The organism is Pedobacter psychrotolerans, assembly GCF_004340665.1.
GTDB lineage: Bacteria > Bacteroidota > Bacteroidia > Sphingobacteriales > Sphingobacteriaceae > Pedobacter > Pedobacter psychrotolerans.
On sequence record NZ_SLWO01000006.1, the window covers coordinates 144,728 to 159,267 of the forward strand.

Genomic DNA, 14,540 nt, shown 5'->3' on the forward strand with positions numbered 1-14,540 from the left:
TTAACATCCACAAAATGAATCACATATAAGATAATGACCAATGAATCAGTACTAAAACAAAATAAGGTTAACACCATCCGATGTTAACCTTATAAAACCTAAACCTAAACTATTATGAAATCTTTAGTGATGATTTTTTATTACGACACTACAATTTCTTTGTGTTGCAATTTCGCATCATCTTTTTTACTGATATTGATATTTAAAATACCATCTTTATATTCAGCGGTAATTTTATCGCCATCTGCAGTATCTGGTAAATTAAATGATCTGGCAAATGAGCTGTAGTCAAATTCTTTACGTGTAAAATCTTTTGCTGCTTTGGCTTCGTCTTTTTTAACTTCCGCCCAAACAGATAGTGTGTCTTTTTTTAAATTGATTTGAAAATCTTCTTTTTTCAATCCCGGAGCGGCCAATTCAATGACATAAGCAGTTTCATTTTCGTAAATATTTACGCTTGGTGATTGATTAACCATTTTATTTTTAGTTACAGCGTCGGTAAACAATGAGTCAAAAACATTGTTAAAATAAGGAGCTGTGTTGCGGGTTCTGTTGTTAAAATTTACAAGTGTCATATCTCTATTTTTTTATTTTTTAATTGATATTAACCTTTATTCAACTTATATACCAAACCAAATATTTATGATTTTAAAGACAATATGGCGTAATTTCACAAAAACAAAAGACAAACTGACAGATATAAGGTCTTTTTCAGATAAATTCAATTATAAAACTAACATTCATTTACGTTTTATAGATTTTGATATGATGGGGCATGTGAATAATTCAGTCTATTTCACTTACCTGGAAATTGCCAGAACCAAATACTGGGAAGAGATTGTAAAATGGGATTGGAATAAAACAGGAATCGTAATTGCTCATGCAGAATTGGATTATATTTTACCAATATTGATGAATGATAAAATTGTTGTTCATGTTAAAACTTCAAGGATAGGAACAACCAGTTTCGATTTAGACTATCAAATCGTTAAAATTAAAGGCACCGAAGAAATAATTTGCAGTAAAGGCAAAACGGTCTGTATTGCTGTTGATTACACGACCAATAGACCTACAGCCATACCAGAGGCTGAAAAACAGAAGATGTTGGGTTTCGAACAATTAACCTAATAGTGAGTCGTCATGCTGAATTTGTTTCAGCATCTTAATTCTGATAGAAAATATTAAGACCCTGAATCAAGTTCAGGGTGACGAACTATACTAATCTGGCATAATCTTACCAGGATTTAAAATCCCGTTTGGGTCAAAAACATTTTTGATGCCCCGCATTAAGTTTAAATGAATTTCAGAATATTTAATAGGCATAAATTCCTTTTGAACCAACCCAATTCCATGTTCTCCTGAAAGTGTTCCACCTAAAGCGGTTGTTAATTCGAAAATTTCTGTAATGCCGAATTTGAGTTTATCTTTCCAGTCTTCATCACTCATTCCTGCTTTAATAATATTCACGTGCAGGTTTCCATCACCAGCGTGGCCGTAACAAACACTTTCAAAGCCGTACTTAGAACCAATTTCCTTGATTCCGTTAATTAATTTTGGTAACGCTGCACGAGGGACTACCGTATCTTCTTCTTTATAAACAGAATTTGATTTTACGGACTCGGCCATCGTTCTGCGCATTCGCCATAATTCCTCTTTCTGTTGTGCTGTATCCGCAAATAAAACTTCAGTACAATGGTGTTGCTCGAGTACAATATTGGTTTTTTCACAATTTTTAAAGATATCGTCCAGGTCATCACCATCAAATTCGATCATCAGCAAGGCAGCTACATCATCTTTTAAATCAAACTTAATGTCGTCGAATTGAATGACCCACTCCACTCCTTTCCGCTCCATAAATTCCAAAGCTGATGGCGTTACGCCTGCTCTGAAAATTGCTGATACTGCTGCACAGGCAGCCTCATTGGTACTGAATGAACCCATCATTAACACAGACTGACTAGGTTTTGGCAAGAGTTTCGTAACGATTTTGGTTACTACACCTAATGTACCTTCTGATCCGATCATGAGCTGAGTTAAGTTATAACCCGATGCATATTTTAAAGTATTGGCGCCTGTCCAGATAATTTCACCATTAGGCAAAACCACTTCGAGGTTTAATATATATTCCCGTATCGTACCATATTTTACTACTCTTGGTCCACCAGAACCATGAGCCACGTTTCCGCCAATAAAGCAAGAACCTTTACTACTTGGATCGACTGGATAAAGCAATCCATTTTCAGCCACTGCATTAATAAAATCTTCTGTAATTACCCCTGGTTCAACTGTTGCTTGCAGGTTTTCGGTGTCAATGCTGATGATGGATTTAAACTTTTCCATGGATAAGGAAATCCCGCCATAAATGGGTAAAGCTGCACCGCTTAAGCCAGTTCCACCACCACGTGGGGTTACCGGAATATGATGGTTGTTGCAAATTTTTAGTAAAGAAGATACTTCTTCAGGCGAAGTTGGCTTCACCACCACCTCGGGCTGATAACGTAAGTCTTCCGTTTCGTCATGACTATATTGATCTAAACTTTCAGCATCAGTAAAAACCTTTTCATCACCCAAGGCTGACTTGATTTCTGCTAAAATTTCTGCATTTATTTTATTAAAGGTCATGTCTATTGGGCTGAAGTGTAGGATAACTGAACAAAGGAATGCCCGATTTGTCCAGGCATTGGAGGATTTAACTTTTTTATACTCACATTTACATGCTCCACAAAAGGATAAATTTCGATCACTTTTGAAATGATATTTTTTAAAACTGTTTCCAAAAGCTTTTGAGTCTTCTTCATTTCATTCAAAATGATCTCATTCAAATCTTCGTAATTCACCGTTTGTGCAAGCTCATCATCAAAACCTTGTGGGGTAAATTCAGTCTCTAAATCGATTATAAAATGATTTCCGATTAATTGCTCTTCTGGATAATAGCCGTGCAGGGCAAAGCATTTTACATCTTTTAAAGCTACGGTTTGTTTGTATTGACTCATGGATGTTTTGTATGCCGCTAAATTAAATTTTTATTCATGAATATCATGCCCATTGTGGTAAATTGTTACCTTTGAATTAAACGCTATTTCTTAACCAGATTAGAAAACGACGATGAGCAAATCAGCAAAAAAAGACCTTTACGAGGCTCCCGACTATTATTTATTGGATGAATTGCTAACAGACGAGCATAAATTAATTCGTGCAACTGCACGAGAATGGGTAAAAAAGGAAGTGAGTCCGATCATTGAGGATTATGCGCAAAAAGCAGAATTTCCAAAGCATTTAATAAAAGGGTTGGCTGATATTGGTGCTTTTGGACCAACCATTCCAGTAGAATATGGTGGTGCAGGTTTAGATTATACCGCTTACGGCATCTTGATGCAGGAAATTGAGCGTGGTGACTCTGGAATTCGTTCTACAGCATCTGTCCAAGGTTCATTAGTCATGTATCCTATTTATGCTTATGGAAGTGAAGCACAACGCAAAAAATATCTACCACAATTAGCTAGCGGTGAAATGATGGGTTGTTTCGGATTAACAGAACCCGATCATGGTTCTAATCCAAGCGGAATGGTGACCAATATTACTGATGCCGGTTCTCATTATATTTTAAATGGTGCAAAAATGTGGATCAGCAATGCGCCCTTTGCAGATATCGCTGTCGTTTGGGCGAAAGATGAAGCTGGAAAAATCAGAGGAATGGTAGTTGAACGTGGCATGGATGGATTTTCTACGCCTGAAACGCATAATAAGTGGAGTCTTAGAGCATCAGCAACCGGCGAATTGGTTTTCGATAACGTGCAGATTCCAAAAGAAAATGTTTTTCCGGAAATTACTGGCTTGAAAGGACCATTAGGTTGTTTAAATCAGGCACGTTATGGTATTGCCTGGGGTGCTTTAGGCGCAGCAATGGATTGTTATGATACGGCATTAAGATATTCAAAAGAACGTATTCAGTTCGGAAAACCAATTGGTGGATTTCAATTGCAACAGAAAAAACTCGCGGAGATGGTTACCGAAATTACGAAAGGCCAGCTCTTGGTTTGGCGTTTGGGGATGCTAAAAAGCGAAAACCGTGCTACTGCAGAACAAATTTCGATGGCTAAAAGAAACAGTGTAGAAATTGCTTTGGATATTGCCAGAAATGCCCGTCAGATGCTTGGCGGAATGGGAATTACTGGTGAGTATTCGATTATGCGACATATGATGAACTTAGAATCGGTGGTTACTTATGAAGGAACGCATGATATTCATCTATTGATAACAGGAATGGATGTGACTGGATTGAATGCGTTTAAATAAAGAGCAGGATTTTTGTGATTATCAAGATTGGCAGGATCTAGGTGCAGAATAAAAAAAGAGGATTTTCGTGATTATCATGATCAGTATATAGTGAAAGTGATGAATAGAGAATAGCCTGAATAAAATGAAATAAATATTTATAATTCTCAACCACAATTTTTAAAGTTTAATTTTAAAAATTCTACTTCCTATATTGAAACAACAAAGATTATGTAAATACCAACGTCCCCTATTGTTACAGTTTTCGTTCCATTAATTTAAATAAAATGGATATTGAAGATTTAACTTATAAAATAAATGGTTGTGCTATGAAAGTGCATAATGTTTTAGGCAACGGTTTTCAAGAAGTTATTTATCAGCGTTGTTTGGCTATGGAACTAAAAAAAGCCGGCATTAAATTTCAAAGAGAAGTAGAGCAAGAAATTTTTTATGATGGTGTGGTTGTTGGAAAACGAAGAGCAGATTTTGTTATAGAGGATATTCTCACCGTTGAGTTAAAAGCCTGTTTTAATATGGAAGCTACTCATCTTGTCCAGGCAAAAAATTATGTTGTTGCTTATAACTTCAATATTGAATTATTGATTAATTTTGGCGCTCCAAGTTTACAATTCAAGAAGATTTACAATCCAAAAACAAACAAATATAGAGCAGGATTAAAATTAGATTTATAGATTTGCAGGATTATCATCGCAGATCAGAATTACGTGGATTATTAATTAATTTTGATCATTAACCTCTGTAAATTTACTCTAAACGGACTAATAAACTACATATGCACACTACAATATTTAATTATTTAATCTATTAGATTGATCTCTCGAACTTAAATCCTGAATATCCTTAAATCCTATTAATCCTGCTCCAGAATGGACTATAAAAAATACACCTACCTACCCGCATCACCAGAAGAAGTTTATTTAGCCCTTACCAAAGACATCAGCATTAAGCTTTGGACGGGTGCTGAGGTTGAATTTGAAGAGAAACCAGACACTGAATTTTCTTTTTGGGATGGTGATATCGTAGGTAAAAACCTAGAATTTGAAACGAATAAGAAAATTGTACAGCAGTGGTATTTCGGTGAGAGTACTGAACCATCAATTGTGACCATCAAACTTCACGAAGATAAAAAGGGTACTTCATTGGAGTTTAAACAAACCAATATCCCTGAAGCAGATTATAAAGATTTTACGGAAGGTATTGATGAATATTTTTTGGGAGGTTTGGTGGATTTCTTTGATGAGTAAAACATAACCTCTGCCCTACTGTTTAGATCTTAATCAATACAAAAATCATGAACAGAACTGTTGGACTTATATTAATTGTCGCTGGCATCGCAATGCTGATTTGGACTGGCTTCTCCTATACCAAAAAGGAAAAAATAGTGGATGCTGGTCCAATTCAAATCTCTGCTGATAGACAAAAGTCTGTTGCCTGGCCTCCTTATGTTGGCGGTATTATTTTAGTAGCAGGAGTTTTTGTTTTTGTGGCATCAAAAAGGAAATAATTAAAACGTCATTTCGAGGTGCGAAGCAATCTATCTTGCTAATAAGATTGCTTCATACCTAGAAATGACGACTTTGTGTAATTATTATATTTCACTACTATAAACTGACCTTATTGCATCACGCAAATTGTATTTTGAAGCCATTACTTCGCCATAGGCACCTGCACTGCGAATGGCAAAAATATCTCCTCTAAAAGATTCAGGTTGTTCTACTTCTTTACCGAAACAATCAGTGCTTTCGCAAATCGGTCCTACTATGTCATATTTTATGACTTTGGACTCTGGACTCTGGACTCCGGACTGACTTAAATTCTCTATTTTATGATAGGCTTGATATAAAGCTGGGCGCATCAAATCTGTCATCCCCGCATCCAAAACCACGAAGTTTTTCTTCTTGCCGTTTTTAATATATAAAACTTTGGTGATTAATGAAGCAGACTGACCTACAAGCGCTCTGCCCAGTTCAAAGTGAACTTCCTGTCCGGCTTTAACTTCTAAAAACTCATTGAAGATTTTAAAGTACGATTTAAAGTCAGGAATCTGATGATCAGGATTATAGTAGTCGATACCTAAACCTCCACCTACGTTTAAAACTTTCAGTGTAAAGCCTTTGTCTTCAAACCAGGCGGCAAACTCATTCACCCGGACACACAGGTTTTTATATACATCAAGGTTGGTAATCTGAGAACCAATATGAAAGTGAATCCCAATAAATTTCAGGTTTGCAGATGCTTTTAAAGTCTCTGCACATTCTGGTAAATCCCAGGAATTAATTCCGAATTTATTTTCATCTAAACCCGTGGTGATGTTGTGGTGCGTATGTGCATCAACATTTGGATTGATGCGAATAGCAACCTGTGCTACTTTTCCTTTTGCAGCAGCCAATTCATTTAGCACGTCCAGTTCCTGAATCGATTCTACATTGAAACAGAAAATATCCAGATCTAACGCTTCATTGATTTCTTTATCAGATTTCCCTACTCCGGCAAAAACAATTTTCTGATGATCGAAACCTACTTCTACTGCTCTTCTTACTTCTCCGGCACTCACACAATCTGCACCGAAACCGATAGATTTAATTTCTTCAAGCAAAACCGCATTAAAGTTTGCTTTTAAAGCATAGTGGATATGAAATTGATATGGCGCTGCTGCTTCTGCACAAGTGCGAAGTGTTTTTTGCAGTAAATCAGTATCATAATAGTAAAAAGGGGTTTCTATATTGTTAAACTTTGATATATCTTTATCGACGAACATGTTCAAATTCCTTATTATAATTTTAATTTTATTCTTTGGGCTGGTATACTTCGGTAATTACCTCGATTTAAAGAATGGAAGAATTACCCAAAAACAATACAATGGAAAAATCAGATTCACCATTGTATTGCTCCTGATTGTACTGTTTCTCTTATTTATTAAAAAATGAAGATTGTAGCTGCCATATTTATTGTATTGATTATTTCCTTGGGATTATTCAATTCATATAAAAAATACAAGAATGATGTACTTCCAAAGGGCTTTTTAGCTTTGCATATCTTACTTGGCCTTTTGGTCATCGTTGGCGCTTTCTACCTCCTATTCGAATAACCTGTTGTGTAAACTTCTTAACGCTTCTGTTTTATATTCGCTTAAAATAAGTAAAGACACATTGTAATTGCTTCCTCCATAAGAAATCATCCGGATTGGAATGTGTTTCAAACCTTCTAAAACCCTGCTGGCGAAACCATGTTTTTCTGAACCAAAATCCCCCACCACACAAACAATACTGTGGTTGGTATCTACTTCCACTGTTCCGAAACTTTCCAACTCTTCAATGATTTTCGGAAGATTTCCAATTTCATCGATGGTTAAAGAAACCGCGACTTCAGAAGTGGTGATCATATCAATTGGCGTTTTATAGCGCTCAAATACTTCGAAAACACGACGAAGGAAACCATAAGCCAATAACATCCGGCTTGATTGAATACGAATAGCAGTAATGCCATCTTTAGCAGCAATGGATTTAATTTTCCCCTTTTCGCTGTTATGGGTAATCAACGTCCCTGCCGCTGATGGCTCCATAGTGTTTAACAAACGAACAGGAATTTTATATTTCTGCGCAGGGAAAACAGATTGCGGATGCAAAATTTTCGCTCCAAAATAAGCCAATTCAGCTGCTTCATCAAAAGAAAGTTGCGCAATTGGTTTAGTTCCTTTTACCACCCGGGGATCATTGTTGTGCATCCCGTCAATGTCTGTCCAGATTTGAACTTCTTCAGCTAAAATTGCAGCACCAAGTAAAGATGCAGTATAGTCGCTACCACCGCGGCGTAAATTATCTACTTCACCAAAGCTGTTACGGCAAATAAATCCTTGTGTAATGAATAATTTATTTCCATTATGTTGTTCCAGAAGCGGGGTTAAATGCTTTGTAGTAAATGGAATATCAGGCTCATTGTCTTCATCCGTTTTCATGAAATCCAAAGCTGGTAACAATACAGACTCAATTCCAATTGACTTTAAATAAATGTGATATAAAGTGGTAGACAATAGTTCGCCTTGCGCCAGAACTACTTTTTCCTCAATTGGCGTGAAAATATCATTGGTTAAAACGGCTAAAAAGCTGAAATGGTAATCAATCACTTCATTTCCCATTTCCTGAAAATCAGCAGCAGGCAACAATTCAATTACGAAATCCTTATATTTTTGATATAAATTTTCTACGGCAGTGCTTCCGTTCTTCTTATCTCCGGCTAAAAAATAATTAGAAATTTCTACTAAACTATTTGTAGTTCCAGAAACGGCTGATAACACTACAATCTGTTCTTCATTTGGATTAATAATATCCAATAACTTCGTCATGCGCTCGGGACTACCAACAGATGTACCCCCAAATTTTAATATTTTCATCTACTTAATTATTATTTTATCTGTGATAAAAACTGCCAAAACTTTACATAATTCCCTTCAGATTGTGAAAAAGTTAAGATGGCCTTATTTTAATACCGGAATTTCTTTATTATTGTATCGGGGCGTGAAAATAAGCAAAACAAGCTTAAAAGCAACATCCTCAACAAAATAAAATTTGGATAAATCGAAATAAATGAATTTTGACCAAACTTCAGTAACGAAATTTTGTTCCACACCAGATATTTAATTAAAAAAAAGCTCAATGCAAGCAATTGACCAATCTACACAAGCCACCATTAACCAATGGTTAGGCGGTAATTACGACGAGAAAACGAAGGCTGAAATACAAACCTTAGTTGATCAGAATGCAACAACAGAATTAATTGATTCTTTTTATAAAAGTTTAGAGTTCGGAACTGGTGGTTTACGTGGCATCATGGGTGCTGGCTCTAACCGAATCAATAAATACACCATTGGAACTGCTACTCAAGGTTTAGCGAATTATTTAAACAATAAATATCCAGGTGAGAAAATCAGCGTTGCTATTGCACATGATAGCCGTAATAACTCAGATTATTTCGCAAAAATTACCGCTGATGTTTTTTCTGCCAATGGCATTTATGTTTATTTTTTCAAAGAATTAAGACCAACGCCAGAGCTTTCTTTCGCGGTACGTCATTTTGGATGTAAAAGCGGTGTAATGTTAACGGCATCTCACAATCCTAAAGAATATAATGGTTATAAAGCTTATGGTGCAGACGGTGGACAGTTCACTTCTCCTGATGATAAGTTGGTGATCGATGAAGTAAATAAAATCAGCAGCATTGATGAGGTTAAGTTTGATCGTGTTGAAGCGAACATTGAATTAATCGGCGAAGCGGTAGATAAATTATATTTAGACGGCATCACTGCGCTCTCTATTTCTCCTGAAGCCATTAAAAGACAGCATGATTTAAAAATTGTTTACTCTCCTATTCACGGTACCGGAATCACTTTGGTGCCTAAAGCATTGGAGCAGTTTGGCTTTACCAACGTTACTATTGTAGAAGAGCAAAGCAAACCAGATGGCAATTTCCCGACAGTTGTTTATCCAAATCCGGAGGAAAAAGATGCTTTAACTTTAGCCATGAATAAGGCTAAAGAGATTGATGCTGATTTAGTGTTGGCAACCGATCCTGATGCGGATCGCGTAGGTATCGCTGTTAAAGACAATGATGGAGAATGGGTTTTATTAAATGGGAACCAAACGGGAAGTTTATTGATTAATTACCTGTTAACGGCATGGCAAGAGGCTGGTAAATTAGATGGTAACCAATTCATTGTAAAAACGATTGTAACTTCAAACCTGATCGAAGAAATCGCAAAGAAAAAGGATGTTACTTATTATAACACCCTTACAGGATTTAAATATATCGGTCAGGTAATGACTGAACTAGAAGGAAAAAAATACTTTATTGGTGGTGGTGAAGAAAGCTACGGTTATTTAATCGGTGATTTAGTTCGCGATAAGGATGCTGTTGTTTCTGCTGCTTTCATTTCTGAAATGACCGCTTACTACAAAGATAAGGGCGCCAGTTTATATAATGCCTTATTGGATATGTATGTAGAGTATGGTTTGTATAAAGAAGACTTAGTGTCGCTTACTAAAAAAGGCAAAACCGGTGCGGAAGAAATTAAAGCCATGATGGTGAAATTCAGAGAAAATCCGCCTGCTTCGTTAGGTGGTTCTAAAGTTTCCGTATTAAAGGATTATGAATTGAGTCAGGAAACTGATTTGGAAACAGGAAAAGTGACTAAATTGGATTACCCTACATCTGATGTATTACAGTTTATTACAGAAGATGGAAGTATCGTTTCTGCCCGTCCGAGTGGTACTGAACCGAAGATTAAATTCTATTGCAGTGTTAACGCACCTTTGGCAGATAGAGCTGATTTCACAAAAGTAAATGAAGAATTGGGTGATAAAATTAAATCCGTGATGGCAGATTTACAAGCATAAGTTAGCCGCAGATTCGCAGATTTATATTTAAAACCACAGGTGAATAGAATTCATCTGTGGTTTTTTTGTTAATAAAATACTGAATCAAGTTCAGCAGGACGACCGTTCTTAGTTAAATGTCTTAGTAAATCAGATCAAAAAATTATTATAACCAGATCGTCACCCTGAACTTGATTCAAGGTCTATATTATTGAATTATCAACGCAGAACGAGTTAGCATGACGCAATGGTTTGTCCCGCAGATCAAAATGATCACCGTAGATTTATGCTTCTCGCTTCTGCGGTAATCTCCTAAATCTGCGGGATAATTATTTGAGCAATATCAATTATCCATTAAGCATTTTTATATGAAAGATGCTGAATTAAGTTCAGCAGGACGACCATTCTTAGTTAAATTCCTTAATAACAGATCGAAAAATTATTATAAACAGATCGTCACCCTGAATTTATTTCAGGGCCTTACTACGATATAGATGCTGAATCAAGTTCAGCAGGACGAAACTTATAAATATCATCTCAACTTTTTTCTTTGCCAACCTCAATTTCGTTTGTACATTTGCAGGCGAAATACAATGTTTAAAAAAGCCCTTATATTTTTTCTGGTGATCTGTACCATATCAAATTGCTACATGCAATTGATTGTGTATTCAGGCTATCAAATGAATAAGGAATACATCACTTCAGTATTTTGTATCAACAAGGCCCATCCTGAACTACATTGCGACGGACAATGTTTCTTAGCTAAAAAACTGAAAGATTTAGATGGCAAGAACAAACAAACACAGGAAACGCTAAAAAGAATTATAGAAGCCGATCCTGAATTTCAGGTTTTAACAATTAATCATCACCTTCCCTATTTCATAATTAAGTCTGAAAGCCTTTATCTTGAAAAACCAATAAAAGATCTTTCCATTTCTATTTTCCATCCGCCGAAAACGGTCTAAGTAAATCTTTTTTTTGAGATCGTCACTCTGATCCGATAGCTATCGGATTTATTTCAGGGTCTATCATGTATTTTCAGGATGCTGAATTGAATTCAGCATGACGACCGTATTAGAATTTCTTCAAATATTTTACTTATCCATTTTCAAAAAATGAAAATTTCAACATACTTCTTGGCATTTTTATGCCCTATTATATTACTTTCATCATGTAAAAAAGATGCAGATGAAACCGCAACCGATACCAAATCAAGCTTTACTTTAGAATTCGAACACCAGGTAAACGGTGCAGCACTGAATTTAAATACCACGACTTATAAAAATGCAAAGGGCGAAGATTTTAAAATCAATGTATTCAAATATTATATGAGTAACGTTAAATTAAGCAAAGTCGATGGAACAACTTATTTGGTTCCAGAAAGTTATTTCTTAATAGATGAATCAAAACCAGTATCAAAATTAATTACTGTAAGTGATATTCCAACGGGTGATTATACCAAAATTGAATACACCATTGGTGTAGACTACGCACGTAATTTTGCAGGTGCTCAAACTGGTGCTTTAGATCCAATAAACGGCATGTTCTGGACTTGGAACAGTGGCTATATCTTTGTTAAATTGGAAGGTACTTCGCCACAATCTACAGCAGCAAATCAGGCTTTGACTTTTCATATAGGCGGCGTTTTAGATCCAAACAACACCATCAGAACTTATTCGACCGAGATAAATAGTGCAAATCCATTGAGAATCAGGACAGATTCAAAACCAGATATGCATTTTATTGTAAATGCCGCTGCGCTATTTACAGGTATAACAGATGTTAGTTTTGCCACATTAAATTTCACTATGGGAGGAGCTAATTCAGTTCTTGTAGCCAACAACTATGCAAAAGGTTTATTCCGTTTAGATCACATCCATAATTAATGATCAGGAAATCAATTGTCTTCGTGGTGCTTATTGTAAGCATTGCGTTGATGTACGCCTGTAGTAAAAACGAGGAGGAAATTAAGCCGGAAGAAAAACCGGTAACATTTTCTATTCCTGCAAATTTTCCTACCCCGGCATACAATTTTGAACAAAATAAACTGAGTAATGCAGGTTTTGCTTTAGGAAAAAAAATATTTTATGATGCCAGGCTATCTGCTGATAAAAGTGTATCCTGTGGAAGTTGCCATCAACAATTTGCCGCCTTTGCAAACCTCGATCATAAAGTAAGTCACGGTGTAAACAATTGTCAGGGAAAACGAAACGCTCCGCCCCTTTTTAACCTGGCCTGGCAAAAAGCTTTCTTTTGGGATGGTGGTGTGAAAAACCTGGAAACATCCCCATTAAATGCCATTACAGATGCTTGTGAAATGGGGACTGATATCCAAACCATCGTAACTTTTTTAAAAACTACGGCACCTTATCCGGCAATGTTTAAACAAACTTTTGGTACTGATGAGATTAATTCTCAATTGCTTTTAAAATCACTCACTCAGTTTACTGGTGTATTGGTTTCGGGAAATTCAAAATATGATCAGGTAATCCGTAAAGAAGCAGGTGTTTCATTTACTGTTGAAGAACAATCAGGTTATACACTTTTCAAAGAAAAATGCAGCTCATGCCATGCAGAGCCATTTTTTACAGATTTTTCTTATCGCAACAATGGACTCGATTTAGTTAGCTCTGATGAAGGTCGTTCCCATATCACCGGTGTGCAAACTGACTTTGGAACATTCAGGATACCGAGTTTAAGAAACATCGAATATACTGGTCCGTACATGCACGATGGTCGTTTCTATAACCTGGATGAAGTGCTCGAACATTATGATTCTGGCATTAAGGCAAATAAAAATTTAGATCCATCACTTAAAAATGGTATTCAATTAAATAGTGCGGAACGCATACAAATCAAAGCATTTTTAAAAACCTTAACCGACAATGAGTTTATCAAAAACAAATTATATAGCGAATCGTAAGTGGCTAATGATTACGTTGTTGCTCCTGATTAGTAGTAACGTATTTGCTTGCGACATCTGTGGCTGTTTTATGGGCATCACACCTTACTACAATCGCAACAGCATCAGTGTATTATACCGTTACCGATCATTTAATGGTTATGATGGTCAATCTCATTCATTATTTCCGAATGGAGGTAAATTTTTCATTCCGGCAAGAAGCCAGAATTCGCCAATCACGGGCCATGCCGGGAATCCAGATGACTATGAATTATATCGTTCGATGGAAATACGAGGCAAATATTTCATTAATAGTAAACTGGAAGTTAACGCCATACTTCCTTATGTTTCAAATAGCGAACGTTACAACGGCTATACCTCAACAATTGGCGGTATGGGTGATATTAATCTTTATGCAGGCTATCACCTTGTTCAAAAACTGGAAGATAATTTTAAACAGCAACTCATTGCTGGTGCCGGAATTAAATTGCCAACGGGTAAAAATGATTTCAAAAATACAGATGGAATCCGCTATTCATCTTTAATGCAAGGTGGCACAGGCAGTACTGATGGGTTTGTGTATCTGAATTATATGGTTGGCTTAGGTAAATTTGGCGCAAGTTTAAATACTTCTTACAAGGTAAACGGGAGAAACAGTCGGGAAGAAAGTATTGCGAATAGCACAACAAGTTTTCTCAATATCTTTTATACACAAAGAATTGGCAAAGAGGTACAAATTATGCCTTCTGCACAGTTTTTCTATGAATATTCTGGCGGAGAGAAGTACAATGGTGTAAAAACAGGCGAGCATGTGATGAACAATTTAATGGGCGGTGTAGGAGCAGATATTTTTTATAAGAACGTAGCATTGAATGCCGGAATCCAAAAAAATATCTGGGAAGCAGAAACGGATCACCCCATGAGTGCAGGTAAAGTTTATGTCGGAATTACTTATAATTTTTAAATACAAATCA

Annotated in this window: 15 protein-coding genes; 10 read left to right on the plus strand and 5 right to left on the minus strand. The window is 36.2% G+C overall.

Annotated elements, in window-relative coordinates:
• Window positions 1-140: 140 nt before the first annotated feature.
• Window positions 141-575 carry an Hsp20/alpha crystallin family protein gene (locus tag EV200_RS15940; protein WP_132534403.1) on the minus strand — a complete coding sequence of 145 codons (435 nt, stop codon included), beginning with the start codon at window positions 573-575 and terminating at the stop codon, window positions 141-143.
• A 67-nt stretch (window positions 576-642) separates the two neighbouring features.
• On the opposite strand from EV200_RS15940, the gene EV200_RS15945 reads away from it, so the two are divergent.
• Entirely contained in the window at window positions 643-1,128 is a 486-nt protein-coding gene (locus EV200_RS15945) for an acyl-CoA thioesterase (protein WP_132534405.1), read from the plus strand.
• A 90-nt stretch (window positions 1,129-1,218) separates the two neighbouring features.
• On the opposite strand, the gene EV200_RS15950 is transcribed toward EV200_RS15945, so the two are convergent.
• Both EV200_RS15950 and folB read right to left on the minus strand, forming a co-directional pair.
• Entirely contained in the window at window positions 1,219-2,622 is a 1,404-nt protein-coding gene (locus tag EV200_RS15950) for an FAD-binding oxidoreductase (protein WP_132534407.1), read from the minus strand.
• Window positions 2,623-2,624: 2 nt separating this feature from the next.
• Window positions 2,625-2,993, minus strand: a complete 369-nt coding sequence (gene folB / locus EV200_RS15955) for a dihydroneopterin aldolase (RefSeq protein WP_132534409.1) — start codon at window positions 2,991-2,993, stop codon at window positions 2,625-2,627.
• Window positions 2,994-3,105: 112 nt separating this feature from the next.
• Between folB and EV200_RS15960 the strand changes: the two genes are divergently transcribed.
• The 4 genes from EV200_RS15960 to EV200_RS15975 all read left to right on the plus strand — a co-directional run bounded on the left by EV200_RS15960 (window position 3,106) and on the right by EV200_RS15975 (window position 5,800).
• Window positions 3,106-4,296, plus strand: a complete 1,191-nt coding sequence (locus tag EV200_RS15960; RefSeq protein ID WP_132534411.1) for an acyl-CoA dehydrogenase family protein — start codon at window positions 3,106-3,108, stop codon at window positions 4,294-4,296.
• Between the two features lie 266 nt (window positions 4,297-4,562).
• Window positions 4,563-4,967 (plus strand): GxxExxY protein, encoded by a 405-nt coding sequence (locus tag EV200_RS15965; protein ID WP_132534413.1) that lies wholly within the window; start codon window positions 4,563-4,565, stop codon window positions 4,965-4,967.
• Window positions 4,968-5,162: 195 nt separating this feature from the next.
• Window positions 5,163-5,540: an SRPBCC domain-containing protein gene (locus EV200_RS15970; RefSeq protein ID WP_132534415.1), complete on the plus strand. Its 378-nt coding sequence runs from the start codon at window positions 5,163-5,165 to the stop codon at window positions 5,538-5,540.
• Between the two features lie 47 nt (window positions 5,541-5,587).
• Window positions 5,588-5,800, plus strand: coding sequence for a hypothetical protein (locus EV200_RS15975; RefSeq protein ID WP_132534417.1), 213 nt, complete (start codon window positions 5,588-5,590; stop codon window positions 5,798-5,800).
• Window positions 5,801-5,884: 84 nt separating this feature from the next.
• Here the strand turns inward: EV200_RS15975 and lysA are convergent, their stop codons facing one another.
• Window positions 5,885-7,054: a diaminopimelate decarboxylase gene (gene lysA, locus EV200_RS15980; protein WP_132534419.1), complete on the minus strand. Its 1,170-nt coding sequence runs from the start codon at window positions 7,052-7,054 to the stop codon at window positions 5,885-5,887.
• Window positions 7,055-7,372: 318 nt separating this feature from the next.
• On the minus strand, window positions 7,373-8,686 hold the full coding sequence (locus tag EV200_RS15985; protein WP_132534421.1) for an aspartate kinase: 1,314 nt from the start codon (window positions 8,684-8,686) through the stop codon (window positions 7,373-7,375).
• Window positions 8,687-8,948: 262 nt separating this feature from the next.
• Between EV200_RS15985 and EV200_RS15990 the strand changes: the two genes are divergently transcribed.
• The 5 genes from EV200_RS15990 to EV200_RS16010 all read left to right on the plus strand — a co-directional run bounded on the left by EV200_RS15990 (window position 8,949) and on the right by EV200_RS16010 (window position 14,530).
• Window positions 8,949-10,685, plus strand: coding sequence for a phospho-sugar mutase (locus EV200_RS15990; protein ID WP_132534423.1), 1,737 nt, complete (start codon window positions 8,949-8,951; stop codon window positions 10,683-10,685).
• Window positions 10,686-11,314: 629 nt separating this feature from the next.
• Window positions 11,315-11,629: a hypothetical protein gene (locus tag EV200_RS15995; protein ID WP_132534425.1), complete on the plus strand. Its 315-nt coding sequence runs from the start codon at window positions 11,315-11,317 to the stop codon at window positions 11,627-11,629.
• 150 nt (window positions 11,630-11,779) lie between these two features.
• Window positions 11,780-12,550 carry an MbnP family protein gene (locus EV200_RS16000; RefSeq protein WP_132534427.1) on the plus strand — a complete coding sequence of 257 codons (771 nt, stop codon included), beginning with the start codon at window positions 11,780-11,782 and terminating at the stop codon, window positions 12,548-12,550.
• Entirely contained in the window at window positions 12,550-13,587 is a 1,038-nt protein-coding gene (locus EV200_RS16005) for a cytochrome-c peroxidase (protein ID WP_229676854.1), read from the plus strand. The genes EV200_RS16000 and EV200_RS16005 overlap by 1 nt, the downstream gene beginning before the upstream one ends.
• Entirely contained in the window at window positions 13,550-14,530 is a 981-nt protein-coding gene (locus EV200_RS16010) for a transporter (RefSeq protein ID WP_132534429.1), read from the plus strand. Before EV200_RS16005 ends, EV200_RS16010 begins: the two co-directional genes overlap by 38 nt.
• Window positions 14,531-14,540: the final 10 nt, after the last annotated feature.

Bases quoted from the DNA above. Each gene is read 5' to 3' on its own strand.
- EV200_RS15940 (WP_132534403.1), bottom strand. From the start codon at position 575: ATGACACTTGTAAATTTTAACAACAGAACCCGCAACACAGCTCCTTAT.
- EV200_RS15945 (WP_132534405.1), top strand. From the start codon at position 643: ATGATTTTAAAGACAATATGGCGTAATTTCACAAAAACAAAAGACAAA.
- EV200_RS15950 (WP_132534407.1), bottom strand. From the start codon at position 2,622: ATGACCTTTAATAAAATAAATGCAGAAATTTTAGCAGAAATCAAGTCA.
- folB (WP_132534409.1), bottom strand. From the start codon at position 2,993: ATGAGTCAATACAAACAAACCGTAGCTTTAAAAGATGTAAAATGCTTT.
- EV200_RS15960 (WP_132534411.1), top strand. From the start codon at position 3,106: ATGAGCAAATCAGCAAAAAAAGACCTTTACGAGGCTCCCGACTATTAT.
- EV200_RS15965 (WP_132534413.1), top strand. From the start codon at position 4,563: ATGGATATTGAAGATTTAACTTATAAAATAAATGGTTGTGCTATGAAA.
- EV200_RS15970 (WP_132534415.1), top strand. From the start codon at position 5,163: ATGGACTATAAAAAATACACCTACCTACCCGCATCACCAGAAGAAGTT.
- EV200_RS15975 (WP_132534417.1), top strand. From the start codon at position 5,588: ATGAACAGAACTGTTGGACTTATATTAATTGTCGCTGGCATCGCAATG.
- lysA (WP_132534419.1), bottom strand. From the start codon at position 7,054: ATGTTCGTCGATAAAGATATATCAAAGTTTAACAATATAGAAACCCCT.
- EV200_RS15985 (WP_132534421.1), bottom strand. From the start codon at position 8,686: ATGAAAATATTAAAATTTGGGGGTACATCTGTTGGTAGTCCCGAGCGC.
- EV200_RS15990 (WP_132534423.1), top strand. From the start codon at position 8,949: ATGCAAGCAATTGACCAATCTACACAAGCCACCATTAACCAATGGTTA.
- EV200_RS15995 (WP_132534425.1), top strand. From the start codon at position 11,315: ATGCAATTGATTGTGTATTCAGGCTATCAAATGAATAAGGAATACATC.
- EV200_RS16000 (WP_132534427.1), top strand. From the start codon at position 11,780: ATGAAAATTTCAACATACTTCTTGGCATTTTTATGCCCTATTATATTA.
- EV200_RS16005 (WP_229676854.1), top strand. From the start codon at position 12,550: ATGATCAGGAAATCAATTGTCTTCGTGGTGCTTATTGTAAGCATTGCG.
- EV200_RS16010 (WP_132534429.1), top strand. From the start codon at position 13,550: ATGAGTTTATCAAAAACAAATTATATAGCGAATCGTAAGTGGCTAATG.